Origin of the sequence: Verrucosispora sp. ts21 (genome assembly GCF_002879555.1) — a bacterium.
Classification (GTDB): domain Bacteria; phylum Actinomycetota; class Actinomycetes; order Mycobacteriales; family Micromonosporaceae; genus Micromonospora; species Micromonospora gifhornensis.
On the sequence record NZ_PNOZ01000037.1, the window covers coordinates 44,744 to 69,432 of the forward strand.

Sequence of the window (24,689 nt, forward strand, 5' to 3'; positions counted from 1 at the left end):
GCATGTCCACCATGGCTGTTCCCGACGTCGCCGTCGCCGCGGTCGACGAGGGCTACTGGACCCGTACCCGCAAGGTGGGCCTGGTGCTGCTGGCGCTCGGCCTGCTCGCCACGGTGCTGTTCGGCGCGCTCGCCACCGGCGAGCAGGCCCGCTTCACGCTCAGTGAGAACGCCGCCGGGGCCGCGCTGGAGGTCAACGGCACGGTCGGGGCGATTCTCTTCGGGCTGATCACGCTCGCTGCGGGTGCGGTGATGCTGGCCCGGCTGCCGAAGCGCTGGTTCATCCCGGTGCTCGCGGTGGGTCTGGTCGCCTTCGTGCTCTCCTTCCTGTGCTGGCAGGTCTCCGCCGCGCCGGACGGGCAGAACTTCATGCCACTCGTCAACATCGTGCGCGGCACCTTCCTGCTCGCCCTGCCGCTGATCTTCGGGTCGCTGGCCGGTGTGCTCTGCGAACGCTCGGGCGTGGTCAACGTGGCCATCGAGGGGCAGTTGCTGATGGGCGCGTTCAGTGGCGCGCTGTTCGGCAGCATCAGCGGCAGCGTCTGGGTGGGTCTGGTCGCCGCCGCGATCGGCGGCTCGTTCATCTCGCTGCTGCTCGCCGTGTTCTCCATCAAGTACCTGGTCGACCAGGTGGTCATGGGCATCGTGCTCAACCTGTTGGCGCTCGGCATCACCGGCTTCCTCTACGAGCGGCTGATGCAGACGAACGCGGAGCGCTACAACAGCGCCCCCCGGTTCAGTAACTGGGAGATTCCGCTGCTGTCGGACATCCCGGTGCTGGGGCCTGCACTGTTCCGGGGCAACATCTTCCTCTACCTCGCCCTGGTGCTGGTACTGGTGATCCACATCGCGTTGTTCCGGACCCGGTGGGGGCTGCGGACCCGGTCGGTCGGCGAGCACCCGACGGCGGCGGACACCCTCGGCGTGAAGGTGCTCGGGCTGCGCTACCGCAACGTGATCATGGCGGGTGCGATCGCCGGTATCGGCGGTGCGTCGTACACGCTGGCGCTCTTCTCGTTCACCAAGAACATGATCGGCGGTAAGGGCTTCATCGCTCTGGCCGCGCTGATCTTCGGGCGCTGGAGCCCCACCGGAGCGCTGCTCGCTGCGCTCTTCTTCGGCTTCGCCGACCAACTGGCCACCTACCTGGGCGCGATCAACAGTGTGATCCCCGGCCAGTTCCTGGCCATGCTGCCGTACCTGGCGACGATCCTGGCGGTGGCCGGGCTGGTCGGTCGGGTGCGGGCGCCGGCCGCCGATGGTAAGCCGTACATCAAGGGCTGAGCCGGGGGAGCAGACCATGGAGATCGACTGGGAGCGGCTGCGGGCCGCGGCCACCGAGGTGATGCGGCACGCGTACGTGCCGTACTCGAAGTTTCCGGTGGGGGCGGCGGCACTCGTCGACGACGGCCGGATGGTGGTCGGCTGCAACGTCGAGAACGCCGCGTACGGTGTCGTGCTCTGTGCCGAGTGCGGCGTGGTCTCCTCGCTGCACGCCACCGGCGGCGGCCGGATCGTGGCGCTGTCCTGCGTCGACGCCACCGGTGAGCCGTTGATGCCGTGCGGGCGTTGCCGGCAGTTGCTCTGGGAGAACGGCGGCCCGGAATGTCTGATCGAGGCCAAGGGCGGCCCGCTGCGGATGGCCGAGCTGCTGCCGCACGCTTTCGACGTCGCCGACCTCGACGCGGTGACCGGCGAACACCCGGTGCCGGTGGTACCCGACCGGCTGGCCGCCTGGCGTGGCCGGGGAACGGTATTCGTGCACCCGGACCTCTCCGCCGGGCAGCAGGTCTGGACTGCGTACTGGGAGCGGTCGTCCGGCGACGACGCGGGCGCCGAGACCGGGGTGCTGGAGGAGGGGCCGAGCTGGGACGATCCGGCTGAGGCGATCAGCTGGGGTCTGGCGCGGACGCCTCGGGTCGTGGTGGTGGACGCGTCCGGCACCATCTTCTGGGCCGGTGAGGGTGAGCCTCCTGCGGAGATTCCGGTTCGCTGGGGTGGCTGAGCTTGGGGGATGGGCCGACCGGGCCCGGCTCCGGGCGGTCAGGCTTGATCCCTCCGCCGGGCCCGGTCGGCCCATCCCCTCGGTTGGCGCGGTGGGCGAACCGGTATCGCCATGGGACTAGGGAAGAGCTGTCTGATGAGTGGTTTTGCGGCGGTTGATGTTATTCGGGTGAAGCGGGACGGCGGGGTGTTGTCCGACTCGCAGATCGACTGGGTGGTGGACGCGTACACCCGGGGGGTGGTGGCCGACGAGCAGATGTCGGCGCTGGCCATGGCGATCCTGCTCAACGGGATGACGGCGCCGGAGATCGCCCGGTGGACGGCCGCGATGATCGCCAGTGGGGAGCGGCTGGATCTGTCGTCGGTGGCTCGGCCGACCGTCGACAAGCATTCGACCGGCGGGGTCGGCGACAAGATCACTCTGCCGTTGACGCCGCTGGTGGCGGCGTGCGGCGCGGCGGTGCCGCAGCTGTCCGGGCGCGGGCTCGGACACACCGGCGGCACGCTGGACAAGCTGGAGTCCATCCCCGGCTGGCGGGCCGCGCTGAGCAACCAGGAGTTCATCGCGCAGCTGAGCGACATCGGCGCGGTGATCTGCGCCGCCGGGTCCGGGCTGGCCCCGGCCGACCGCAAGCTGTACGCGCTGCGCGACGTCACCGGCACCGTCGAGGCGATTCCGCTGATCGCCAGTTCGATCATGAGCAAGAAGATCGCCGAGGGGACCGGCGCGCTGGTGCTCGACGTGAAGGTCGGCTCCGGCGCGTTCATGAAGTCCGTCGACGACGCCCGTGAGCTGGCCCGGACCATGGTGGAGCTGGGTGGCGCGCACGGGGTGAAGACCGTGGCCCTGCTCACCGACATGTCCACCCCGCTCGGCCTGACCATCGGCAACGGGGTCGAGGTGACCGAGTCCGTCGAGGTGCTCGCCGGTGGCGGCCCCGCCGACGTGGTGGAGCTGACCCTGGCACTGGCCCGGGAGATGCTCGACGCGGCCGGGCTGACCGACGCCGACCCGGCCGCCGCGCTGCGCGACGGGCGGGCGATGGACGTGTGGCGGTCGATGATCCGGGCGCAGGGTGGTGACCCGGACGCACCGATGCCGCAGGCACCCGAGGTCGAGGTGGTGCGGGCGGACGCCGACGGCTACGTGGCGGGAGTCGACGCGTACGCCATGGGGGTTGCCGCCTGGCGGCTCGGCGCCGGGCGGGCCCGCAAGGAGGACCCGGTGAGCGTCCCCGCGGGTGTGGTGCTGCACAAACGCCCCGGTGATCCGGTGCGGGCCGGCGAACCCCTGTACGAGCTGCGGGCCGAGCGGGCCGAGACGATCCCGGCGGCGTTGGCGGAGGCGGCGTCGGCGGTGACCATCGCGGCGCGGCCACCGGCGGCGACCCCGTTGGTGATCGAACGCGTCGAGTGAACCAACCGGGTCCGTCGACCCCATGGTGCCCGACCATTCGGGCGGCTATTGTCGCAGGCCAGGGGGGAACATCGGCGTGAGACGCCGTGAGCAGACAGGGATGTTGCTGTGATCGTTCCTGCCCCGGACCCCCGGGAAGTGCGTGAGGCGAGCCTGGAGGAGCTGGCCCGGTTGCGGCTACCGCTGCCACCTCCGCAGTTCCCGCTGGTCTGGGAGCCGGGCGACCGGATCGAGTTGCGTCCCACCGCGGAGATCGAGGCGCGGATCGCGGTGCTGCACCTGATCCTGGCCCGCTGCTTCGGCATGCCGCCGCAGGCGGCGATGAGCTGGCTGCTCGCCTCGCACCTGGTGGAGATGGTCACCCCGCCGGAGTTCCAGTTCGTCACCGGCGCCAAGGGTGACCACCGCTCGTTCGTCCTGCACCATGACGCGCTGTTCTCGCTGGCCTGGGTGCTCGGCCTGACCAAGCTGCTCGACCCCACGATGGCCGTGGACGAGCGGCTGGTGGAGCGGCTGCCGAACATCGTCGAGGGCGAGACCTTCCCGCAGTGGCGCTCCCGCATCCTGGCCGCGCCGCAGCACCCGGCGGACGCGGCGGCCCTGCTCGACCTGCACTACTGCCTGGACTGGTCGTACCTGGAGGTGGACCGCTCCGGCGGACGGCTGCCCGGCCTGGTCGACGCCAACGCGATCGGTCAGCGGCGGTGGGCCCTGGAGTGGGCGGTGATCCTGCGCGGGCCGTACCACGACGAACCGCCGGGCTGGGAAGAGGTCGACCTCTCCACCTAGGCCGGTACGCCCCGAGCCGGACCTAGCGGGGCCGGTACACGCCGAGTCGGACCGCCACGGTCACCCGGACCGGTTCGCCGAGGGCGGTGATCCGGGCGGCCAACCCCGCGGGATCGGTGTGCCAGGCGCTCGGACCCATGCCGACCAGGGTGGTCACCTCCGGGCCGGACAACGTCAACTCCTGCCGGTGCAGGGTGGTCGACTCCTCGGTGAAGTGCCCGCCGAGGCTGGTCGCCACCCGGTCCGCCTTGGCCGGGTCGACCCGCAGCAGGCCGAGCGCGTCGACCAGCTCGGTGAGGTGGTCGGCGGCGGGGGTCACCACCAGCAGCCGCCCGGACGGGGCGAGGACCCGGCGGAATTCTGCTCCGTTGCGGGGCGCGAAGACATTGAGCAGCAGCGCCGCCGAGGCGTCCGCGAGCGGCAGCCGCTGCCAGGTGTCGGCCAGTGCCGCGGTCACCCGCGGGTGCACCCGCGCGGCCCGACGCACCGCTGGCTTGGCGATGTCCAGCGCCAGGCCGACCGCCGCGGGCACCGCCGCCAGCACCGCCGCCAGGTGCCGGCCGGTGCCGGCACCCGCCTCCACCACCAGCGGGTACGCCTCAGCCGCCGCACCGTCGACGGCCGGGACACTGTGGTCCGCCCCCTTTGCTCTGCTTACCTCGACGCAACGCTTCCGGCCGGTTTCCGGTGCGTCGGTTGAAGCAGAGCAAAGGGCGTGCGGGGTGGTCAGGTGGTGCGCGGCGGCCTCGGCCAGGGCGGTGGAGATGGTGTCGTAGTGGCCCGCCTCCAGGAACTGCGCGCGGGCGGCGACCATCTCCGCCGTGTCGCCGCCGTGCGGGGCACGCCCGGTGAGCAGGTTGACGTAGCCCTGCCGGGCGATGTCGAAGCTGTGCCGGCGGGGGCAGCGCAGCGCGTCGGCGGTGCCGGCGGTGGCGGTGGTCAGCCCTTCGCCGCAGACCGGGCAACGCAGGCGGTCGACGACCCGGGGGTCCGGTCCAGGTGCGGTCACCAGGCCATTGTCCCCGGCGTCGGGTGGGGACGGTCGGCGGTGGGGACTAGGGTCAGACCATGGCCACGACTCTGCGCTACGAGGACATTGTCAAGGCACCGAAGGCGCTGCTGCACGACCACCTGGACGGCGGCCTGCGACCTTCGACGATCATCGAGTTGGGCGCCGAGGTCGGGCATCCGCTGCCCACCACCGACCCGCAGGAGTTGGCGCGCTGGTTCGTGGCGGCGGCCGACTCCGGGTCGCTGGAGCGTTACCTGGAGACCTTCGCGCACACCGTCGCCGTGATGCAGACCGCCTCGTCGCTGCGTCGGGTCGCCCGGGAGTGTGCGTTGGACCTGGCCGCCGACGGGGTGGTCTACGCCGAGGTGCGGTTCGCCCCGGAGCAGCACCTGGAACGGGATCTGAGCCTGGACGAGGTGGTCGAGGCGGTGCTGGCCGGGTTCGTCGAGGGCAGCGCGCTGGCCGCCGAGGCCGGTACGCCGATCCGGGTCGGCACACTGCTCACCGCGATGCGGCACGCGGCCCGGTCGCAGGAGATCGCCGAGTTGGCCGTGCGGCACCGCGACCACGGTGTGGTGGGTTTCGACATCGCCGGCGCGGAGGCGGGCTTCCCGCCCACCCGGCACCTGGACGCCTTCGAGTACCTCCAGCGGGAGAACTTCCACTTCACCATCCACGCCGGCGAGGCCTTCGGGCTGCCGTCGATCTGGCAGGCCATCCAGTGGTGCGGGGCGGACCGCCTCGGTCACGGCGTACGCATCGTCGACGACATCACGCCGGGTCCCGAGCCGGTGCTCGGTCGGCTGGCCGCGTACGTGCGGGACAAGCGGATCCCGCTGGAGCTGTGCCCGTCGTCCAACGTGCAGACCGGTGCCGCCCCCTCGATCGCCGAGCACCCCATCGGGCTGCTGCGTGACCTGCGGTTCCGGGTCACCGTCAACACCGACAACCGGCTGATGAGCGGCACCTCGGTCTCCCGCGAGATGGCCCTGCTCTGCGACGCCTTCGGCTACGGCTGGCGCGAGGTGCAGTGGTTCACCATCAACGCGATGAAGAGCGCGTTCATCCCGTTCGACGAGCGGCTTCAGATCATCGACGAGGTGATCAAGCCGGCGTACGCGAAGCTGCTGGCGTGACGGCCGGGCCGGGCGGGGCTCACCGCGCGGGCGGATGACCGGCGAGCAGGTGGGCCACCCGGCGCAGCACCTCCCGGCCGCGGGCGGCCTCCGCGCCGAGTCCGGTCTGCCGGCGCAGCACCGCCGGCTCGGCGCGCAGCAGCGCCACGCCGCGACTCAACAGCACCCGGGGGCCCTTGCGCTGCTCGGCGAGATCCCGGCTCAACCGTCGGAGGAAGGTCGCGCTCCGGGGCCGCCGCAGGGCGTACGCCCCGGCGAGTAGATCGCGTCGGCGGCATTCCTCGACGATCTCCGCAGCGAAAATCCCTTCGGCCACGAAAAGTGGCGCATCGGCCAGATCAAATCGTCGGGTGGCCACCCGACGATCCTCATTTATGGCATAGACGGGTACGTCTGCCTTGCCGTCCCGGACGAGTTGCGCAATGACCTCGACAGCGTTCTCGGCGTCCCAGGAAGCGGGTGACTCCCAGTCGATCTGCCCGTTCCGTCGAGGTAACGTAGGGTCATCGCCGTCCTTGTAGAAGTCGTCCAAGCAGAGGACCGGAAGACCGGTTTGTCGCGCTATGTACGACTTTCCGGAGCCGGAAGGGCCAGCAAGCAGGATGACTCGGCGCTGGGTGATCATTACTCTGAGTGACTCCGGGCAGACGGACTGCGATCAAATTGCATCAACATCTCATCACACCGCCAGCTGGGGCCAACCTGGGCTTTCTCTTTGCCGACGAGCGTGATGGAATCTCGGATGGTCCGACCCGCCGGGTCGGCCGCTGGGCGTTGCCCGGGAGCAACGCCGACGCAGCAATCACGAGGGCGGTGACGTGAGCAAACGGCCGAAGACGGCAGGCTCCTTCCTGTCGCGCCTGCGCCGGCCGGTCGGTCGGCTCCGCGACATGCCGATCTGGTCAAAGCTCGGTCTCATCATGATCGTGCCGACCATCGCCACGGTCGTCGTGGGCACCAGCGGCCTGTTCGACCACCTGGACTCGCTCAACGACGCCAACCGGGCCGGTGACCTCGCCGAGCTCATCGGCTACTCCGGCGAGTTGGTGGACGGCCTCCAGGACGAGCGGACCGCGGCGGTGCTGCTCCTGGGGGTGCCGCCCCAGCAGGCGGGTCAGCCCGAGCCGGAGGCGAAGAAGAAGTACTCCGCCCTCTACAACGAGGTTGCGAAGCGGGTCGACGACGACAAGGGCCCCTACTCGCAGCAGCGTTCCCAGCTGACCGACCTGCCTGTCAGCCTCGCCGGGCTGCTCGACCAGATCGACGGTCGGCTGGCCGACCTGCCGGGCACCCGCAGTCAGGTGTTCAACGGCAAGTTCAAGATCACTGACGCGCTCCAGTCGTACGACGAGCTGATCAACCAGATGCTCACCATCCGCGACTCGGCCAGCCAGCTCGCCGGCGACAACGAGCTCAGCGACCGGATGCGGGCGGCAGCCGCCGTGGCCCGGGAGAAGGAGTGGCTCTCCGTACGCCGGGTGGTGGTGCACCGGGCGCTCCAGCGGGGCATGAGTTCCGCGCTGCGCACGGACTACATCGCCAGCGAGACCGGCCAGCAGCAGGCGCAGCAGAGCTTCACCTCCGTCGCCACGGAGGAGGAGGCGGAGTTCCACGCCCAGACCATCGGCGGTGGTGACCGCCGGCAGGCGACCATCTACATCAGCCAGGTCAACGCCGACACCTCGCCGGATCTCTCCGGCGTCTCCTTCAACGCCGACCAGTGGGACGCGGCGCTGGTCGCCAACGGCAAGCTGATCCGTACGGTCGAGGCGAAGTTCGACGCCGACGTGCAGGACCAGGCCGCCGAGCTCCGCTCCGACGTGCAGCGTCAGGTGTTCCTGGAGACCGGCCTGCTGCTGACCATGCTGCTGCTGGCCGTCATCCTGGCGTACCTGGTGGCTCGCTCGATGGCCCGCTCCCTGCGCGAGCTGCGCCAGGGCGCGCTCTCCATCGCCCAGTACGGGCTGCCCCAGGCGGTCGCCCGGCTGCGTGACCCGCAGGTCACCGGGCAGCTCTCCCCGGTGCAGCTGGCCAATCAGATCGCCGAGCCACTGCCGGTACGCAGCCGCGACGAGTTCGGTCAGGTGACCGAGGCGTTCAACGCGGTCCACCTGGAGGCGGTCCGTACCGCCGCCGAACAGGCCGCCCTGCGGGCCTCGGTCGCGACCATGTTCGTCAACCTGGCCCGCCGGTCCCAGATCCTGGTCGACCGGTTGATCGGGCACCTCGACCGGCTGGAGCGCGGCGAGGAGGACCCGGACCGGCTGGCCGAGCTGTTCCAGCTGGACCACCTCGCCACCCGGATGCGCCGCAACGACGAGAACCTGCTGGTCCTCGCCGGTGCCGACTCGACCCGGGTGCAGCGCGAGCCGGCCGCCCTGATCGACGTGTTGCGGGCCGCGCAGTCCGAGGTCGAGCACTACACCCGGATCGAGTTCGGGGTGATCGACCGGGACATCGAGGTCGCCGCGCACGCGGTCAACGACCTGGTCCACCTGGTCGCCGAGCTGTTCGACAACGCCACCGCGTTCTCGCCGCCGGACTCGCAGGTGCTGGTCGAGGCCCGCCGGGTCGGCGACCGTGCCTCGCTGTACGTGGAGGACCGGGGCATCGGGATCAGCCCTGAGCAGCTGACCGACCTCAACGAGCGGCTGGCCACGCCGCCGCAGGTGGATGTGGCCGTGTCCCGGATGATGGGCCTGGTCGTGGTCGCCCGGCTGGCGTCCCGACACGCGGTCAAGGTCGAGCTGCGTCCCGGCACTGATCGGGGCACGGTGGCCGATGTCACGCTGCCGCCGACGGTGCTGGTGCCCCGGGCGCTCTCCGGTCGGGGTCCGCATCCCGCCGCCCTGCCCGCCCCGGCCGCACCGCTGCCCGGGCCGAGCCCGGCCTTCGGTGCCCTGCCCGCCCTCGGCAACGGTCCGAGTGCGCCGACCACGCCCTCGGTGCCGGCGCAACGATCCGGTGGCTCGGGTAACCAGGTGACCCTCGGCGGGCGGCCCTTCGAGCCGGCCAACCGCAACGGTTCGGGCACCCCGGCGAGTGCGGGCAACCTGCCCGCCTGGTCGGACCTGACCGGCGCGAGCGGCGTCACCGGCGGCAACAGCTTCACCCCGCGCTCCACGGGCGGCCCGTCGACCGATCCACTGCCGCAGCGGCGGGCAGCCGACGAGCAGACCGGTAGCCAGCCGACCATTCCACGTCAGTTGTCGAGCAGCCCCGAGGCCGCGCCGTACGCGCCGCCCGCGGTGTCGGCACCACCGATTCCGCCGGTCTCGTCGCCGCCGGTTTCGGGCACCCCGTACTCGGCCCCGCCGGTCTCCGCCGCCCCGGTCTCCGGGCAGCCGGTTTCCGGGCAGCCGATCTCGACGCCGCCGGGCAACCCGCTGCCGCAGCGGCCGGTGTCCGCGGGACCGGCCGGCCCCGCGACCCCGGCACCACCGGCCTGGCCCCCGGTCGCCGCAGAGCAGGCCGCTCCGGCGGTGCCCGAGCGGCTGGCCGCCGCGCTGGACATGACCACCGAGCTGCCTCGGGTGCCCCGTCCGGCCGCACAGCCGACCAGGCCGGCTCAGCCGACCGTGCCCACGCCGCCGCAGGCGCAGAACCGGCAGCGGTACGCGGATGAGACGATGGAGCTGCCGATCTTCCGGGAGCTCGAGTCGGCGTGGTTCCGCACCCGCCGTTCCGGCCCGGAGGAGTCCGCAGGTGCCCGCCAACCGGCGGCGAACGGGGCACCTACCCAGCAGTTCTCCGCGGTCGACCCGGTCGGTCGGCCCAGCACGCAGAACCAGACCGGAACGACAGGTAACGCACCGATGGCAGAGACTCCGACAGCCGCAGGCGGGAACGGCGCTGCGGCGAACGGCGGCCCTCGCCCGGGCAGCGCCGATCCCCGGCCCACCTACCGTCCGCCATCGCCGGAGAGTGTGTGGCAGACTGCGGCCGACGACGGCTGGCGGGCGGCTTCCGCCGCCAGTCAGGCGCCGGCCGCCGGCACCACCCAGACCGGGCTGCCCAAGCGCACGCCGATGGCGCAACTCGTTCCGGGCGCGGTGGAGAAGCCCACCAACTCGGTGCAGCGACGTAACCCGGAGTCGGTGCGCGGACTGCTCTCCGCCTACCACCGGGGTGTCCAGCGGGGGCGCAGCCACCCGTCGGACGGCAACCCGACCGGCCCGGAGGGGATTCCGGGCGGACAGCAATCCTCGCAGTCTGGCTCAGGCCCGGTGGCCGGGAGCAGGCAGAAGGAGCAAGAAGGATGACTAGTACGCAGGACCTCGGTTGGCTGCTGGCCAACTTCGCCGATCGGGTACCCGGTGTCGCGCACGCGGTCGCCGTCTCCGCGGACGGTCTGCTCCTGGCGTCGTCACGAGACCTTCCGCGGGACCGTGCGGACCAGCTGGCGGCGATCGCCTCCGGCCTGGTCAGCCTGACCCAGGGCGCGGCCCGGTGTTTCGAGGGCGGTGCCGTGTTGCAGACCGTTGTCGAGATGGACAATGGCTTCCTGTTCCTGATGTCGATCTCCGACGGTTCGTCGTTCGCGGTGCTCGCCGCACGCAGCTGCGACGTGGGACAGGTGGGCTACGAGATGGCCCTGCTCGTAGACCGGGTGGGCGACGCCCTGACCCCGCAGCCACGTACGGCTGTGGGGATGATGGGCTGATCGTCGCGCCAGCCGGTGGGGCGGGCGGGGCGACAACACTGCAAACGACGGGTAGCACCGGTGGGTTCCGGTGCCGGGTACGAAGGAGGTGAGCGGCGACATGGATCGTGACGAGCCGACCGGTGCGTTGGTCCGTCCATACGCCGTTACCCGCGGTCGTACCCGACCCCGCCTCGACATCGCCCTGGAGGCGTTGGTCGAGACGACGGTGCGCGGTCGTGCCGTTGCCACTGGCAACGGCGGTCAAGGCCGTGAACACCAGTACATCGCCGCGCTGTGTGACGGACGCGTGCAGTCGCTCGCCGAGATCGCGGCGCGGATGCAGCTTCCGCTCGGCGTGGCCCGGGTGCTCATCGCCGACATGGCGACGGACGGCCTGGTCGCGGTCCACGAGCCGACCATCCTGGACGACTCGGACGACGCGGTGGGCACTGAACTGCTGGAGAGGGTGCTGAGTGGACTTCGCAGGCTCTGACATGTCGCACCGGCCGCCGGCCCCGAGCGGGCGCGTGACGTCGGCGAAGATCGTGATCGCCGGCGGATTCGGCGTCGGCAAGACGACGCTCGTCGGCTCGGTCTCGGAGATCACGCCGCTGACCACCGAGGCCATCATGACTTCCGCCGGGGTGGGTGTCGACGACACCCGGCAGGTGCCGGGAAAGACGACCACCACGGTCGCCATGGACTTCGGCCGCATCTCGATCGACCGCGACCTGATCCTGTACCTGTTCGGTACGCCGGGTCAGACCCGCTTCTGGTTCATGTGGGATGAACTGGTCCGGGGCGCGATCGGCGCGGTCGTGCTGGTGGACACCCGCCGGCTGGCCGACTGTTTCGCGGCGATCGACTTCTTCGAGCACCGGCGGCTGCCGTACCTGGTGGCCATCAACTGCTTCGACGGCATGCAGTACCACGACCCGCAGGACGTCCGGGAGGCCCTCGCGATCTCCAACGACGTGCCGGTGGTGGCCTGCGACGCCCGGAACCGGGAGTCGACGAAGCACGTGCTGATCTCGCTTGTCGAGTATGTGCTCACCATGCGTCGCTCGCGGGCTGTCGCCCCGGCCTGAGCGCCGCCGCAGCGCCCGGTGACGGTCTGACGTCGACACCGGGCGCTGGTTGCTGTCCGTATGCCGGTTCGCGTAGGCATCCGAGCGCGGCCGCCGAGTGCGCGTGTGGCGGTTCGGGGCGTCCCTACCCGACCCCGAGTCGGCATCCACACCGGATGGAGCGGCTACGGCCGTCTGACGGCGTGCCTGAGGCCTTCGGTGAGTCCGGTCAGGACGTACCGTGTGGACGCCGCAAGGCATCCACACGGCGTCACGTGGTCGGGTTGTGCACCGGAAGCGACAGGCCGACCCGGCCGGTCTCAGGAACGGTAGCCGGCGGAGCGGTACTCGTACTCCCGGTCGTCGTCACGGTCACCGGTGTCCCGGCTGAAGTCCCAGCCGCCGGCCGCCTCGCGACCCGGGCGGCCACCGACGGCGAACCCGCCGATCTCCTGGCCGCGACGCCAGCCGCGGAAGTAGCCGGTGGTGTTCTCGGCCAGGCTGGCCGCGTCGCGCACGATCCGCAGTGGACGCTCCTCGCGCAGCGGTGAGCCGGGCACGAGGTTGGCCTGCGGTACGCGCTTGGGCAGGCCGGCGTTCGTCTCCGCACCCACGGCGGGGCGGGCGGCCTGCTCGGCAGCCTGCCATCCGGTGTCGGCCGTGCTCGACCAGTCCAGGGCGGCGTCCTCGCCGTGCCCGACGAACCAGGCTGACTTGGCCTGCGCGAAGATCAGCAGGTCACCGTCGCCCTCGTCGGAGATCGGCGACGGCCGGTGCTCGACGGGCGGTGCCGGTCGACGCGGCAGCAGTGGGGGATCCAGCCGCTCGGCGGAATGCCCGCGCTGCTCCTCGTGAGCCCGGTCCACCAGACGCAGTGGAGGGTTCTCCAGGTGCGACTCCGGCCCGTTGCGCAGCGCCCGGTCGGCCAGCGGCGGAGGCTCGACGAGCCGCAGCACCGGAGGCTCCGGGGGCAGGTCGTCGGCGAGCCACGGCGGGGTCACCCGGCGCTCGGTGGTCAGCTCGGCGGGCACCTCGGGACCGGGGGCGGGGCCTGCACCCCGGCTGCGGTCGTCGTACGAGCCGACGACGGGGTTGCGGGCCGAACTGTCGGCGGGATTCTCCGGGTTGTTGACAAGCGGCCAGTTGGCACGCGAGCCCGGGGCGGCCGGTTCCTGCCCGGGGCGGGGCGTCGGCACCGGAACGCTGAGGTCGGTGGCGCTGAAGCCGCCCGTCGGCGTCGGCGTCGGCGGCGCACCGTTGGTCTTCGGCCGGGGCGGGATGATGGTGCGCTGCCGTTCCGCGCGGGCACTGTTGATCGCTGCGGTGGTCAGCGTCGGCCGGAACGGCTCGCCGGCCTCGGCCGGTGGGATCGCACCACGCGGTGCCGGCGCGATCGGGGTGATCCCGGGCGGCGGCGGTGGCGTGGAGATCGGCCGGTTCGTCGGCCCGTCGATCCGAGATCCGGCGGAGTCGGGATGCGACGGCGGTGCCGACACGGGCGGTCCGGCGACCGCAGCCGGCGCGATCGGGGCAGGTGCGACCGGCGGCGGGGCGATCGGGGCCGGCGCCACCGGCGGCGGATTCGTCGGGCGGGGTGCCGGCGGTGCGGTGTTGCCCGAAACGGGCTCGGGGCGGGCGCGGCGTCCGGCGGACGGTTCCGGGCCGGCCGGGCGTACGGCCCGCAGGCCGGCAGCGCTGTTGACGGTGGGCAGTTCGCCGACCGGCTCGCCGCGTCGGGCGGCGGCTCGACGGCCGCTGGCCTGGGCCGGGCCGGCCGTACGCGCATGCAGCGCGCCGACGAGTGCGTCGCAACCGGCGTCGCAGGCGCGCACCGAGGCGACGGTCTGCCGGATGGTCTCGGCGGCGGCCGAGGTCAGGGCGCGGTTGACCGTGGACCGTCGAGGCGTCTCGGAGATGGCCACCCGCAGTGCGGTGACCGCCTCGTCGATCGCGTCCGGGTCGCCCACGCCGTCGGCGGTGAGTTGCGCGGCGACGGCGTCGGCGGTGACCGCGGCGTCCCGGCCACGGCCGGCGTCGGTGAGCATGCTCGGCTCGGGCAGCGCATCCAGCACCGCCAGCGGGATCGACTCCGCCGGGTCGGGGAAGGCGCGCAGGGCAGCCGGGTACAGCTCACGCAGCACCTCACGCAGCGCCACCGCGGCGGAGTGCCGGCCGCTGGTCAGCGCCGCGTGCGCGGCGAGTATCTGCTTGTAACCGGCGAGATCCCGGGGCGCCGGCAGGGTCACGGCCGACAGGGCACCGGCCTGAAGGGCGCGAGCCAGGCCGACGGCCCGCCGGACGGCCGGCGGGGACTGCATCTCCTCGACGGAGTCGTCGTCGGCGAACCGTTCGGCGAAGTCGTCGACCGAGTCGTCGTCCGCGATCGCCAAGGGGCGGCCGGCAGCGCTGAGCAGTGAGGTGACGGTGTGGTCGTCGGTGTCGGCGGCGATCGCCGCTCCGCTCGGCCCGCCCGAGCGGTCCACGAGCAACGTGACCAGTCGGGCATAGCCCACCGGGTCGTCGTCGACCTCGCAGACATGCAGCAGCCGGCCTGCGTCGTCGACCACAGCGGACGTCAGCGTCGATCCGGCCGAGGCCGGTCGGTCGGCCGGATCCGCCGAGGCCAGACCGCAGTACACGCGCACGAGCGCCACGGCGTCGTCCTCCTCCCGGGACACAGGGCTTAGCTCTGCCAGAGACTGATGCTCCCTGTTGTGGGTCAGTCGCGCCAGTCCACGACCGCAGAGATCTTTCCGACAATGGTCCGCCAACCGAGACTTGCCGTTTGTGCCCCGATTTTCTTCAGCCGCCGACGGCCCAGGAAGCCACCGATGCCGCCGTTGACCGAGGCCCGCAGCGCCTCGTCCAGGTCGTCGAGGCTGGAGCCGGCGGAGAGCATGTCGAGCACGGCCGGCAGACGCAGCGCGTACGACAGGTCCCGGGCGACCTCACCGGCCTCGATGAGCAGCGTCGGGTCCCAGGTGTCGTGCCCGCCGCGCAGGTTCTCCACGACCAGGTCGAGCTCGTAGATGTCCTCGTCGAGCGGCGCAATGTCGGCCGGCTCCACCCGTTCGGACAATTCATTCCAACTGTCCAGCTGAGACAGATCGTTCGGAGCGCCGGAGCGGACGAAACTCACGAGCGCCTCGGGGGTCTTGAACAGCAGCAGCCGCCCCCGGTGGGTCAGGAAGATCGGCACCTCCTCGTCGCCGGCCTCCTCGGCCGCCTTCTCGTCGGTGTCGTCCTTGTCACCCTTGGCGTCGGTGTCGCCGTCCTTGGACCGCTTCTCCTCGTCGTCGCTCTCGGCGAACTCCCGGGCGATCTCCTCGTCCAGGATGACGACGTCGCCGTCCTCGTCGTCCTCGGCCTCGACGACCTGGCGACGGGCCAGGAACGGATCGTCGGCGTCGCGCTCGGCCACGTCGGTCGGGGTCAGCTCGCTGGCCGGGCGGTACGCCCGCAGCGTGTAGCCGGTGCCGGCGGGCAGGGCGATCTCCACCGGGTCGATCCGCAGCTCTTCCCAGAGCGCGCGGGACGCGCCGGAATCCGCGTCGGCGACGGCCTCCGACTCGTCGGTGGCGTCCGGCTCGGTGGGGCCGGTCGTGTCATCGAGCTCGGGCTCGTCGGCGTCCGGCCGTTGAGGCGACTGGCGGGCCACGGTGACCTCCGTGTGCGTCGGGCTGCCCACCCGCCGGCGTGGTGCCGGCGAGTGACTCTGGGCACATACCCTAGTTGGCTGCGCTGGGTGACCGGTGCCCGCCCCGGTGGCGGGGCCGTGGTTCGACAAGTAGCGTTTCTACGCATGAACGCCCAGGCGCTGCACGGCCACCTCGACTCCCTGCTGCTCGCCGTGCTGGAACGGGGCGCCCTGCACGGCTACGCCATCATCGAGGCGCTGCGCGCCCGCAGCGACGGGCGGCTCGATCTGCCCACCGGCACCGTCTACCCGGCGTTGCGTCGACTGGAGCGGGCCGGGCACGTGGCAAGCGTCTGGAGCACCGTCAACGGTCGGGAGCGGCGGACGTACGAGTTGACCGACGCCGGCCGACGCACGCTTGCCGAGCAGCGAGCGGGGTGGCGCGAGTTCACCGCGACCGTCGGGCGCGTCCTGGACGCCAACCCACCCGCGGCGGCATCAGGCTGATTACTGCGGGTGACCTCGTGGTGTGGGGACGACGCACCACTACCGGGTGGTCATCGGCCGGGCGGCGAGCAGCCAGGTGTGCGCGGCCCGGCCCAGCCAGAGATGCGCCGCCCCCGCGACCAGCATCCCGACGATCATCGGTGGCCAGGTGAGCGCCGCGTCCCACAACGCGATCGACCAGCCGAAGAGCCCCACCCCGGCCACCGCCCCCAGCACGGCCGTGCCGGTCAGCAGGATGCCCACGGCGTGCGCCGCGACGGTGAACCCGGGCCGGGACGACCGCCCGGTCATCGCCACCAGCACCAGAGCGGCCGCGCCGAACAGGAACGCCGCTGTCCAGATCACGTCGACCGACCGGGACAGCAGCAGGTAGCCGGTCGGCGGCGGCGGACCCGCACTCCAACTCGACCCGTGCCAGGTCAGATCACCGGCGATCGCGGCGACCCCGGCGAAGGCGACGATCCACAGCGCCAACCGGCGCAGCGCAGCCACCGCCAGTTCGGCCTGGTACGCGGGCGCAAGCTGCGCGGGCGTACCGAACTCGGCCACCGCCCGTCGGGCCGCCTCGTCGCCCGGCAGACCACCGTCCCGGTACGCCTCGACGGCGTCCAGCAGGCCGTGCCGGGCCTCGGTCAGTAGGTCCGCGCGCAGCCGGCGTGGCCCGTGCAGCCGGGCGGCCAACTGCCGCAGGTGCTCCTCGACCAACACGTCATCACCGACCGGCATGCCCCCATGCTGCCAGCCGGACGGGCGTCCCGCCGTCCGGGAAATCCCTGAGAGGTCAGCCGGAAACCGCCAGGTAGCCGTGCTCGGCGGCCTGTTGCAACGTCCACTGGTCCCGGTACCAGCCCGGGGTCGCGATCAGCTCCGCGTGCCGGCCGCGCTGGATGATCCGTCCCGCGTCCAGCACCACGATCTCGTCCAGCCCGGCGAGACCACTGAGCCGATGGGAGATCAGCAACACCGAGCGCCCGGCGGGTACGGCGGCCAGGGCACCGGCGAGCACCTCGTCCGCGGCGACCGGGTCGAGGCCCTCGGTCGGCTCGTCGAGCACCAGCACGGCGGGGGCGGCGAGCAGCGCCCGGGCCAGTGCGAGACGCTGCCGCTGACCGCCGGAGAGCTGTGCACCCTCCTCACCGACGACGGTGTCCCAGCCGTCCGGCTGGTCCCGTACCCAGTCGGCCAGACCGGCCGCCTCGGCCGCCGCGAAGAGCGCCAACTCGTCGGCGCCGGGCCGGCCCAGCAGCAGGTTCTCCCGGACCGTGGCGTGGAAGACGTACGCCTCGGCGAGCAGCCCGCCGACCACCGCCGGCAAATCCTCGGGCGGGTACGTGCCGAGGTCCCGCCCGTCGAGGGTGACCCGGCCGCCGTCCGGGCGTACCGCACCGGTCAGCACCGCGGCGAGAGTGCTCTTGCCCGCGCCGCTCGGACCGACCACCGCCACCCGTCGTCCCGCGGGCAGGTCGAGGTCGAAGGTGTCCAGGGCGGCGGGCGCGCCGCTGCGATACCGCACGGTCACCTGGTCGAAGCGCAGGTCAGGAGTGCCGCCCCGGTCGCCGGACGGGGTCGTGAGGGCCGCCGGAGCTGGTTCGGGCGGAGTGCGCTCCTCGACTCCCATCCGGCCACCGTCGGTGATTGCCGGACCGGCGTCCGTCTTCGGTGCGTCAGTGCTGGTTGCCGGCGTGCCGGGGGCCTGTTCGGCGGTGTCGGTGATGAGTGGCGCGACCCGGGCCAGGCCGGCGCGGAGCGCGGTCCACTGCCGGGCGGCACCGACCAGGGCCAGGGCGATCTCCACGGCGGACAGGGTGCCGACCGCCAGCACACCGACGAGTACCCCGCCCACCCCGGCGCGGAGCGCGACGAAGACCACGGCACCGGCGGTCAGCCCGGCCACCAGCACCCCGGCGGCGTCCACGGCGAAGCCGCGCACGGCGAGCCGGCGTTCCAACCGGGCCAGCCGGCGGGCGCGGCGTTGCGCCGCATCGAGGGCGGCGCCTGTCGCACCGAAGGCGGCGAGGTCGGCGGCGCCGTGGGTCAGATCGACCGCGTCGGCGGCGAGCGCACCGCGCAGCGGTGCCACCTCGGCGGCGGCCCGCCGGGTCAACGCGGTGGCCAGCGCCGGCAGCGCCACCCCGGCCACCAGCAGCCCACCGGCGAGCACCAGCGCGGCCGACGGCGAGACCAGCGCGGTCAACCCGACCGCCAGCACGCTCACCAGACCGGCCGCCGCGCCCGGCACGACGACCCGCAACAGCAGGTCCTGCACCGCCTCCACGTCGGAGACCAGCCGGCTCAGTGCGTCGCCGGTGCGCGGTGGCGCGCCGCGCCGGGCGGCCAGGGTGGCGAAGACCCGGGTCCGGACATCGGTGACCAGACGCAGCACCGCGTCATGGCCGGCGAGCCGCTCGGTGTAGCGCAACACGCCCCGGCTGACGGCCAGGGCCCGTACCGCGACGATCGCCACGGTGAGCCGGTCCAGCGGAGGCTGGCCGGCAGCCGCCATCAACAGCCAGGTCGCCGTGGCCATCAGGGCAAGCGCCGCGAACTCGGTGACCGCCGCGAGCAGGCCGGCACTGATCAGCCGATTCAGGTACGGCCGGGCCAGCCGCAGCACCACCAGCTCCGGCGCTCCGCCGGCCGGTCGGGGACCAGCCTGGGCCGAGCCGCTCTCCGAGCCGGCCTGGCTGGAGCCGGCTCGGGCGGAACCGGCTTGGGCGGCCTGGGCGGAACCGGCCTGGGCAGAGCCCGCCTGTGCGGGTCGTTCTTCGCTCATCGGCCCTCCCCGGTCGGCTGCGGGGTCAGTTCGGTCACCCGGCCGTCGTCGACCCGCAGGATGCGATCGGCGTCGGCGAGCAGGGCGGGCCGGTGCGCGACAAGCAGGGCGGTACGGCCCGCCACCAGGCGGTGGGTGGCCGTCAGCACCGCGGCCTCGGCGGCGGCGTCGAGGCGGGCGGTGGGCTCGTCGAGCAGGACCACGGGGGTGTCCCGCAGGAACGCCCGGGCCAGCGCGACCCGCTGCCGCTGCCCGCTGGACAGGCCGTGCCCGCGCTCGCCGAGCAGGGTGTCCAGGCCGTCGGGCAGGGCGGCGATCACGTCGTCGAGGGCGGCGTCGGTGACCGCCTTGTCCACAGCGCTCGCGGAGGCCTCAGGGACGCCGAGGCGGATGTTGTCGGCAAGCGAGGCGGCGAACAGGTGGGCGCGCTGCGGCACCCAGGCCACCTGTCGACGCCAGCCGTCGAGGTCGGCCTCGGCGAGGTCGACCCCACCCACTGTGACCCGGCCGCGGGTCGGCGTGACGAAGCCGAGCAGCAGGCCGAGCAGGGTGCTCTTGCCGGCACCGCTGGGCCCGATGATCGCGACTCGCTCGCCCGGTCGGATGGTCAGCGAGACGTCCCGCAGTGCCACGGTGCGCTGGTAGGCGACGGTGACCGACTCGAACCTGATCTCACCGAGCCCGTCCGGCAGCGCCCCGGTGCGGGTCGTCGGAGCCGGCGCGGCACCGGTCAGGGTGAAGGCCTCGTCCAGCGCGGTGAGCCCTTCCATGCTGGCGTGGAACCGGCTGCCGGCCGCCCGCAGCGGCAGGTACGCCTCCGGGGTGAGCAGCAGCACCAGCAGCGCGACCTGGAGGGTCAGCCCGCCGCCGAGCAGCCGGATGCCCACCGGCACCGCGACGAGCGCCACGGACAGGGTGGCGACCAGTTCGAGCACCAGGGCGGAGAGGAAGGCGATCCGCAGGGTCTTCATGGTGGCGACCCGGTGGCCGTCGGCCATTCGGCGTACCGCGTCGGTCTGGGCCTTTGCCCGGCCGAAGGCGCGCAGGGTCGGCAACCCGGCCACCATGTCCAGGAAGTGCCCGCCGAGCCGGGACAGCCGACGCCACTGGCGTTCGGTGGCGGCCTGGGCCTGCCAGCCGAGCAGGGCCCCGAAGATCGGAATGAGCGGCAGGGTCAACGCGATGATCAGCGCCGAACTCCAGTCGGCGAAGACGATCCGGCCGAGCACGGCGACCGGCACGGTGACGCTGAGCACCAGCTGCGGGAGGTAACCGGTGAAGTAGGCGTCCAGGGCGTCCAGCCCGCGACCGGCGAGAGTGGCCAGTTGACCGGCCCGCTGGCCGGCGACCCAGCCGGGCCCGTGCCGGGCGACCGCGCCGAGCAGGTCGGCCCGCAGCGCCGCCTTGACCGTGGCGGCCAGTCGGGCCGACACCGTGCCCTGCGCCCAGACCAGCAGCGAGCGGGCCGCCACGGCGGCGACGAAGCCGGCCAGGGCGGGGCGGTTCAGTTCACCTGTGAACGCGGAGGCCAGCAGGGTGGCCAGGGCGGTGGCCTGCGCCACGACCAACCCGGCGGCGAGTACCCCGAGGAACGCAAGCAGGGCGAGGTCACCCCGGGCGGCGGGAACCTGGCGCAGCAGACGCGGGTCGAAGGGCCGGCGGTTCACCAGTACACCAGCGCCCTACCCTCGGTTCGTCCTCGGAAAATCCACAAGCACATCGCCTGAAAGCCTAGTAGTGCCGGCAGCAACGGTACTGCGAGCCAGCCCAACAGGCGCAGGGTCGGGGCGCTGGCTGCGGCCTCCGTCACGGTCAGTGACGCTGCGGGGTCGACGGTCGAGACCAGTGCGTACGGCCAGAGGGTCGCCCCGACCAGCAGCACCGGAAGGGCCAGCGCGGTGGCGGTGGCGGCGAAGGCGACGCCCTCCCGTCGCCGGCCCAGCGCCGTCCGCGCCACCAGCAGCGCCGCGACCAGCCCCACCGCCAGCAGTACGCCGACCGCCGGTCGCTGCGCGGCGACGCGTACCCGGTCGGAGAACAGGCCCACGACGGCGGCCGTGCCGACCGCGCCGGCCGCGGTGAGGACCAGCCGGCGGGCCAGCGGCCGGAGCCGGTCGGCCTCGGTGACCGGCAGCCGCAGCGTGAGGAAGGTCGCTCCGTGCGCTGCGACAAGCGCGACAAGCGCCAGCGCGGCAGCGGCGGCGAACGGGGTGAACAGGTGCGTCACGCCGACGACATGACCGTCCGGATGCCGCGGTACGCCCTGGAGCAGCCCGGCGAGCACCACACCCCAGCCGAGCGCTGCCAGCAGGCTGCCCACCACGATCACCCGGTCCCACGCGGTCCGCGCCCACCCGCTGGCCGGCCGGCTGCGCAACTGCACCCCGGCGGTGACCAGGATCACCCCGGCCAGTGCACCCAGCACCGCCGGATAGCTGCCGGCCAGCAGCTCCCCCTCCAGGACGGGGAAGGCGCCGAACAGGATGCCGACGGCCGCGACCAGCCACACCTCGTTGCCGAGGAAGAACGGTCCGACGGCGTTCAGGGCCGCCCGCCGCCGCGCCGGATCGGTGCGCCGGGCCAGCAGCAGGCCGACGCCGTAGTCGAAGCCACCGAGGACCAGGTAGCCGGCGAAGAAGAGGCCGAGCAGGGCGTACCAGGCGAGTTCCATCAGGCTCTCCTCAGACGAAGGCGGGCTCGGTGCGGCTGTCGTCGGCCGGCGGTTGCGTCGGCGGTCGGCCGAGGGCCGGATCCGCCGCGCCGGCGGCGGCGTGCCGGGCCAGCAGCACCCAGTTGGTCACGGCGAGGCCGCCGAGCAGCAGGGTGAAACCGATCAACGAGGTGGCCATCAGCCACGGGTCGATCGGGGAGATCGCCTGGTCCACCCGCAGCAGTCCGTACGCCACCCAGGGCTGGCGGCCCACCTCGCGGGCGATCCAGCCGAGGATCACGGCCACGAACGGCAGCGGCAGGGCGATCATGAGCAGCCAGAGCGGGAAGCGGAGCCGGATGATCCAGTCCCGCCAGAGCAGCGGGAGGATCAGCCAGAGCAGACCGAGGCCGAAGCCGATGAGGATCATGAAGCCGAGGCCGGCGTTGGCCAGCACGGGCGGCAGGTAGTCCCCGGGGCCGAACCGGGCGGTCCAGTCGGCGATCAGCGCTTCGGCGTCCGGGCTGGTGCCGCCGAACTTGGTCGGCTGGATCGCGCCGACCGAGCCGAACTGGGCGAAGCCGAAGCTCTGGACGAGGCCGATCGCCAGGGTGGCGGTGACCACCCCGATCCGCAGCGAGGTACGGAACAGGCCGAAGTCGGCGGTGCCGCGGGTCAGGTGCCAGGCGCTGACCGCGGCCATCAGCATTCCGCCGGTGAGCAGCGCCGCCGACACGACATGCCCGAACGCCATCCACAACGCCGGGTTGGTCAGCAGGGCGGAGAAGTCGGTCAGATGGGCGACCCCGTCGCGCACCTCGTAGCCGACCGGGTTCTGCAACCAGGAGTTCGCCACCAGAATCCAGAAAGCCGAGGCGTACGCGGTGAGCGCCACCCCGTACAGCAACGCCAGGTGTACGCCCCGACGCAGCCGGTGCCAACCGAAGATCCACATGCCGAGGAAGGTCGACTCCAGGAAGAAGGCGACAAGAGTCTCGATCGCCAGCGGGGCACCGAAGACGTTGCCGACGTAGCGCGACAGTCCGCTCCAGTTCAGCCCGAACTGGAACTCCATCACGATGCCGGTGGCGATGCCGAGCACGTAATTGATCACGTACAGCTGGCCCCAGAACCGGGTGAGCCGCTCGAAGCGTGGGTTGCCGGTGATCAACCAGGCGGTCTGCAACCCCACCAGCAGGGTGACCAGGCCGAGCGTGACCGCCACGAAGAGGAAGTGGACCGAGGCGGTCGCGGCGAACTGGAGCCGGGCGAGAAGCAGGGTGTCCATGACTCTCCTGGGTCGACGCAGTACCTCAGAGAGCCTACGGGTAGCGAATCTACATATGGGCGCGTGCGAGGGCGTAGCCGTCAGGATCAGGGTTAGTTCAGGGTGCCCGGCGGGCGATGGTTTCCCGGCTGGTCCGGATGGCCCGCGTCCTGGTCTGGCTCGGCCCGTTCCTGGTCGGCCTCGACCTGTGTCTGGTCGGGCTCGGCCAGCGTTCAGCTCAGGAAGAGGCCGATCGGCAGGTAGGCGGCGCTGCTGGTCACCGCCAGCGCGGCGGCGCCGAGCAACCGGGGCGGGCGTCCGGCAATCAGCAGCCGCTGCATGCGTACGTCCAGGTCCCGATGCCCGAGACCGAGCGTGCCGGCCGGGCTGATCCGGTCACCGGCGGCGGCGAACCGGCGCAACGCACCGGCCAGCGGCGCGTCCGCGTGCAGCTCCCGGGCCTTGTCGTCGGCGCGCATCTCGACAAGCAGCCCGACCCGTTCGTGCGCCTGACGCACCCAGCGCAGCCAGGGCAACGCCCGACACAACGCGGTGAACGGCAGCAGCACCAGGTCGTGCCGCTCCTGGGCGTGCGCCCGTTCGTGAGCGAGCACCGCCTCCAGTTCGGCCGGGTCGAGCAGATCGAGCGCGCCGGCACTGACCACCACCCGGGGCCGTACGCCGGGCAGGCAGTACGCGGCCGCGCTCGGGTGGTCGAGCACCAGTGCCCCGGGCACCGCGGGATCCCGCCGCGCCACCAGGGTCAGCAACTCCCGGTGCCGGCGCTGGGCGCGTACCGTGCCGTGGACGCTGCGTACCGTCGTGGTGAGCAGCACCGCGCCGATGCCCAGGCCGATGCCGACCAGCCCCAGGTGAACCACGCCCAGACCAGCGGGCAGAGTGCTGTGCCACAGATCCCTGCCGAGCGCGAGCAGGGCACTGCCGGTACCCATCTCGTACGGTGCCAGCCCGAGCGCTATCGGCATGCCCATCGCGGACAGGCCGGCCCCCAGACCGATCGCCTGCCAGCACAGGATCGCCACGCCCGGGCTCCGCCACGTCCAGGTGGAACGGGCCAGGACCTGCGCGAGCAGCCAACAGGCAAGCATCGCGCCAGTGAAATGCAGGGCGTACGCCACGGTCTCGCCCCTACCGTTCCGCAGTCTCGCCCGCCCGGTCCGGGCGGCCTGCCCGGTCCAGGGGGCTTGCCCGGTCTGCTGGCGGCGCCTCGATCCGATCGGTCAGACTGCCCAGCACCTCGGCATCCGCGCCTCCCGCGCCTCCCGCGCCTCCCGCGCCTCCCGCGCCTCCCGCGCCTGCGGTGCTTTTCGTGTCTTCCGTGACTCCCGCGACTCCGGTGGCTTCTGTGCCTTTAATGACCGGCGTCGACGTGGCCTCCGCTGCGAGGGCGGCGCGCAACACGTCTGCCTCGGTGCCGGTGACCGATCGGGCGAACCGGACCAGCGCCGCATCCCGGCTGCCACCGAGGTCGAGTGCGTCGAGCATGAGCTGGGCGATGTGTGCCTCCCGGCTGGCCGCCGCGCGATAACGCCAGGCTCGGCCCTCCCGCTCGCGCTGCACCATGCCCTTGCCGGCGAGGCGATCGAGCACCGTCATCACCGTCGTGTACGCCAACTCGCGCCCGGCCAGCGCGTCGGCCACCTCGCGCACCGTGACCCCGTCCGACCTGGCGGGCACCGTGTCCCACAACACGTCCATCACCGCACGCTCAAGATCACCCAGCCGAGTCACCCCCCAATCCTACCCCCCGTAGTAGACCCCCCGC

18 protein-coding genes and 3 pseudogenes are annotated in these 24,689 nt (G+C 72.4%); 10 read left to right on the forward strand and 11 right to left on the reverse strand.

Going from position 1 to position 24,689, the window contains the following annotated elements; all coding sequences use genetic code 11:
* The first annotated feature begins 2 nt into the window (after window positions 1-2).
* From C1A38_RS17375 to C1A38_RS17390, 4 genes are all read left to right on the forward strand, one after another.
* Window positions 3-1,283: an ABC transporter permease gene (locus C1A38_RS17375; protein ID WP_102658860.1), complete on the forward strand. Its 1,281-nt coding sequence runs from the start codon at window positions 3-5 to the stop codon at window positions 1,281-1,283.
* Window positions 1,284-1,299: 16 nt separating this feature from the next.
* Window positions 1,300-2,004, forward strand: a complete 705-nt coding sequence (locus C1A38_RS17380; protein WP_102658861.1) for a cytidine deaminase — start codon at window positions 1,300-1,302, stop codon at window positions 2,002-2,004.
* Between the two features lie 135 nt (window positions 2,005-2,139).
* Window positions 2,140-3,420, forward strand: coding sequence for a thymidine phosphorylase (locus C1A38_RS17385; protein ID WP_102658862.1), 1,281 nt, complete (start codon window positions 2,140-2,142; stop codon window positions 3,418-3,420).
* A gap of 108 nt (window positions 3,421-3,528) precedes the next feature.
* Window positions 3,529-4,209, forward strand: coding sequence for a DUF4272 domain-containing protein (locus tag C1A38_RS17390; protein WP_102658863.1), 681 nt, complete (start codon window positions 3,529-3,531; stop codon window positions 4,207-4,209).
* A gap of 22 nt (window positions 4,210-4,231) precedes the next feature.
* Here the strand turns inward: C1A38_RS17390 and C1A38_RS17395 are convergent, their stop codons facing one another.
* Complete coding sequence (locus C1A38_RS17395; RefSeq protein WP_102658864.1) at window positions 4,232-5,218, reverse strand: putative RNA methyltransferase; 987 nt, start codon at window positions 5,216-5,218, stop codon at window positions 4,232-4,234.
* A 59-nt stretch (window positions 5,219-5,277) separates the two neighbouring features.
* Between C1A38_RS17395 and C1A38_RS17400 the strand changes: the two genes are divergently transcribed.
* Window positions 5,278-6,357, forward strand: coding sequence for an adenosine deaminase (locus C1A38_RS17400; protein ID WP_102658865.1), 1,080 nt, complete (start codon window positions 5,278-5,280; stop codon window positions 6,355-6,357).
* A 19-nt stretch (window positions 6,358-6,376) separates the two neighbouring features.
* Here the strand turns inward: C1A38_RS17400 and C1A38_RS17405 are convergent, their stop codons facing one another.
* Window positions 6,377-6,982 carry a uridine kinase family protein gene (locus C1A38_RS17405; RefSeq protein ID WP_102658866.1) on the reverse strand — a complete coding sequence of 202 codons (606 nt, stop codon included), beginning with the start codon at window positions 6,980-6,982 and terminating at the stop codon, window positions 6,377-6,379.
* 193 nt (window positions 6,983-7,175) lie between these two features.
* Between C1A38_RS17405 and C1A38_RS17410 the strand changes: the two genes are divergently transcribed.
* From C1A38_RS17410 to C1A38_RS17425, 4 genes are all read left to right on the forward strand, one after another.
* Complete coding sequence (locus C1A38_RS17410; RefSeq protein WP_102658867.1) at window positions 7,176-10,619, forward strand: sensor histidine kinase; 3,444 nt, start codon at window positions 7,176-7,178, stop codon at window positions 10,617-10,619.
* Window positions 10,616-11,020: a roadblock/LC7 domain-containing protein gene (locus tag C1A38_RS17415; protein ID WP_013731521.1), complete on the forward strand. Its 405-nt coding sequence runs from the start codon at window positions 10,616-10,618 to the stop codon at window positions 11,018-11,020. The genes C1A38_RS17410 and C1A38_RS17415 overlap by 4 nt, the downstream gene beginning before the upstream one ends.
* A gap of 100 nt (window positions 11,021-11,120) precedes the next feature.
* Window positions 11,121-11,495 carry a DUF742 domain-containing protein gene (locus C1A38_RS17420; protein WP_013731522.1) on the forward strand — a complete coding sequence of 125 codons (375 nt, stop codon included), beginning with the start codon at window positions 11,121-11,123 and terminating at the stop codon, window positions 11,493-11,495.
* Window position 11,496: 1 nt separating this feature from the next.
* Window positions 11,497-12,090, forward strand: a complete 594-nt coding sequence (locus C1A38_RS17425; protein ID WP_013731523.1) for a GTP-binding protein — start codon at window positions 11,497-11,499, stop codon at window positions 12,088-12,090.
* A gap of 836 nt (window positions 12,091-12,926) precedes the next feature.
* Here C1A38_RS17425 and C1A38_RS17430 read toward each other — a convergent pair.
* Both C1A38_RS17430 and C1A38_RS17435 read right to left on the reverse strand, forming a co-directional pair.
* Window positions 12,927-14,747, reverse strand: a pseudogene (locus C1A38_RS17430) (transposase); the annotation flags it as partial.
* A 41-nt stretch (window positions 14,748-14,788) separates the two neighbouring features.
* Window positions 14,789-15,604: pseudogene (locus C1A38_RS17435) on the reverse strand (SatS C-terminal domain-containing protein); the annotation flags it as partial.
* Between the two features lie 267 nt (window positions 15,605-15,871).
* Between C1A38_RS17435 and C1A38_RS17440 the strand changes: the two are divergent.
* Entirely contained in the window at window positions 15,872-16,213 is a 342-nt protein-coding gene (locus tag C1A38_RS17440; protein WP_102658870.1) for a PadR family transcriptional regulator, read from the forward strand.
* A 39-nt stretch (window positions 16,214-16,252) separates the two neighbouring features.
* Here C1A38_RS17440 and C1A38_RS17445 read toward each other — a convergent pair whose 3' ends face one another.
* The 7 genes and pseudogenes from C1A38_RS17445 to C1A38_RS17475 all read right to left on the reverse strand — a co-directional run.
* Window positions 16,253-16,939 carry a permease prefix domain 1-containing protein gene (locus C1A38_RS17445; RefSeq protein ID WP_102658871.1) on the reverse strand — a complete coding sequence of 229 codons (687 nt, stop codon included), beginning with the start codon at window positions 16,937-16,939 and terminating at the stop codon, window positions 16,253-16,255.
* A 55-nt stretch (window positions 16,940-16,994) separates the two neighbouring features.
* Window positions 16,995-18,986 (reverse strand): thiol reductant ABC exporter subunit CydC, encoded by a 1,992-nt coding sequence (gene cydC, locus C1A38_RS17450; protein WP_353505518.1) that lies wholly within the window; start codon window positions 18,984-18,986, stop codon window positions 16,995-16,997.
* Window positions 18,983-20,653 carry a thiol reductant ABC exporter subunit CydD gene (gene cydD, locus C1A38_RS17455; RefSeq protein ID WP_102658872.1) on the reverse strand — a complete coding sequence of 557 codons (1,671 nt, stop codon included), beginning with the start codon at window positions 20,651-20,653 and terminating at the stop codon, window positions 18,983-18,985. The genes cydC and cydD overlap by 4 nt, the downstream gene beginning before the upstream one ends.
* Window positions 20,650-21,657 (reverse strand): cytochrome d ubiquinol oxidase subunit II, encoded by a 1,008-nt coding sequence (locus C1A38_RS17460; RefSeq protein WP_102658873.1) that lies wholly within the window; start codon window positions 21,655-21,657, stop codon window positions 20,650-20,652. The genes cydD and C1A38_RS17460 overlap by 4 nt, the downstream gene beginning before the upstream one ends.
* 10 nt (window positions 21,658-21,667) lie before the next feature.
* Window positions 21,668-22,924 (reverse strand): cytochrome ubiquinol oxidase subunit I, encoded by a 1,257-nt coding sequence (locus C1A38_RS17465; RefSeq protein ID WP_102658874.1) that lies wholly within the window; start codon window positions 22,922-22,924, stop codon window positions 21,668-21,670.
* A 212-nt stretch (window positions 22,925-23,136) separates the two neighbouring features.
* A complete protein-coding gene (locus C1A38_RS17470; RefSeq protein ID WP_102658875.1) occupies window positions 23,137-24,042 on the reverse strand; it encodes a M56 family metallopeptidase in 906 nt (301 codons plus the stop codon).
* A gap of 178 nt (window positions 24,043-24,220) precedes the next feature.
* A pseudogene (locus C1A38_RS17475) lies at window positions 24,221-24,655 on the reverse strand (BlaI/MecI/CopY family transcriptional regulator); the annotation flags it as partial.
* Between the last annotated feature and the right edge of the window lie 34 nt (window positions 24,656-24,689).

Coding starts and splice junctions, on each gene's coding strand:
- C1A38_RS17375 (WP_102658860.1), top strand. CDS start 3: ATGTCCACCATGGCTGTTCCCGACGTCGCCGTCGCCGCGGTCGACGAG.
- C1A38_RS17380 (WP_102658861.1), top strand. CDS start 1,300: ATGGAGATCGACTGGGAGCGGCTGCGGGCCGCGGCCACCGAGGTGATG.
- C1A38_RS17385 (WP_102658862.1), top strand. CDS start 2,140: ATGAGTGGTTTTGCGGCGGTTGATGTTATTCGGGTGAAGCGGGACGGC.
- C1A38_RS17400 (WP_102658865.1), top strand. CDS start 5,278: ATGGCCACGACTCTGCGCTACGAGGACATTGTCAAGGCACCGAAGGCG.
- C1A38_RS17405 (WP_102658866.1), bottom strand. CDS start 6,982: ATGATCACCCAGCGCCGAGTCATCCTGCTTGCTGGCCCTTCCGGCTCC.
- C1A38_RS17415 (WP_013731521.1), top strand. CDS start 10,616: ATGACTAGTACGCAGGACCTCGGTTGGCTGCTGGCCAACTTCGCCGAT.
- C1A38_RS17420 (WP_013731522.1), top strand. CDS start 11,121: ATGGATCGTGACGAGCCGACCGGTGCGTTGGTCCGTCCATACGCCGTT.
- C1A38_RS17425 (WP_013731523.1), top strand. CDS start 11,497: ATGTCGCACCGGCCGCCGGCCCCGAGCGGGCGCGTGACGTCGGCGAAG.
- C1A38_RS17440 (WP_102658870.1), top strand. CDS start 15,872: ATGAACGCCCAGGCGCTGCACGGCCACCTCGACTCCCTGCTGCTCGCC.
- C1A38_RS17445 (WP_102658871.1), bottom strand. CDS start 16,939: ATGCCGGTCGGTGATGACGTGTTGGTCGAGGAGCACCTGCGGCAGTTG.
- cydC (WP_353505518.1), bottom strand. CDS start 18,986: ATGAGCGAAGAACGACCCGCACAGGCGGGCTCTGCCCAGGCCGGTTCC.
- C1A38_RS17460 (WP_102658873.1), bottom strand. CDS start 21,657: ATGGAACTCGCCTGGTACGCCCTGCTCGGCCTCTTCTTCGCCGGCTAC.
- C1A38_RS17465 (WP_102658874.1), bottom strand. CDS start 22,924: ATGGACACCCTGCTTCTCGCCCGGCTCCAGTTCGCCGCGACCGCCTCG.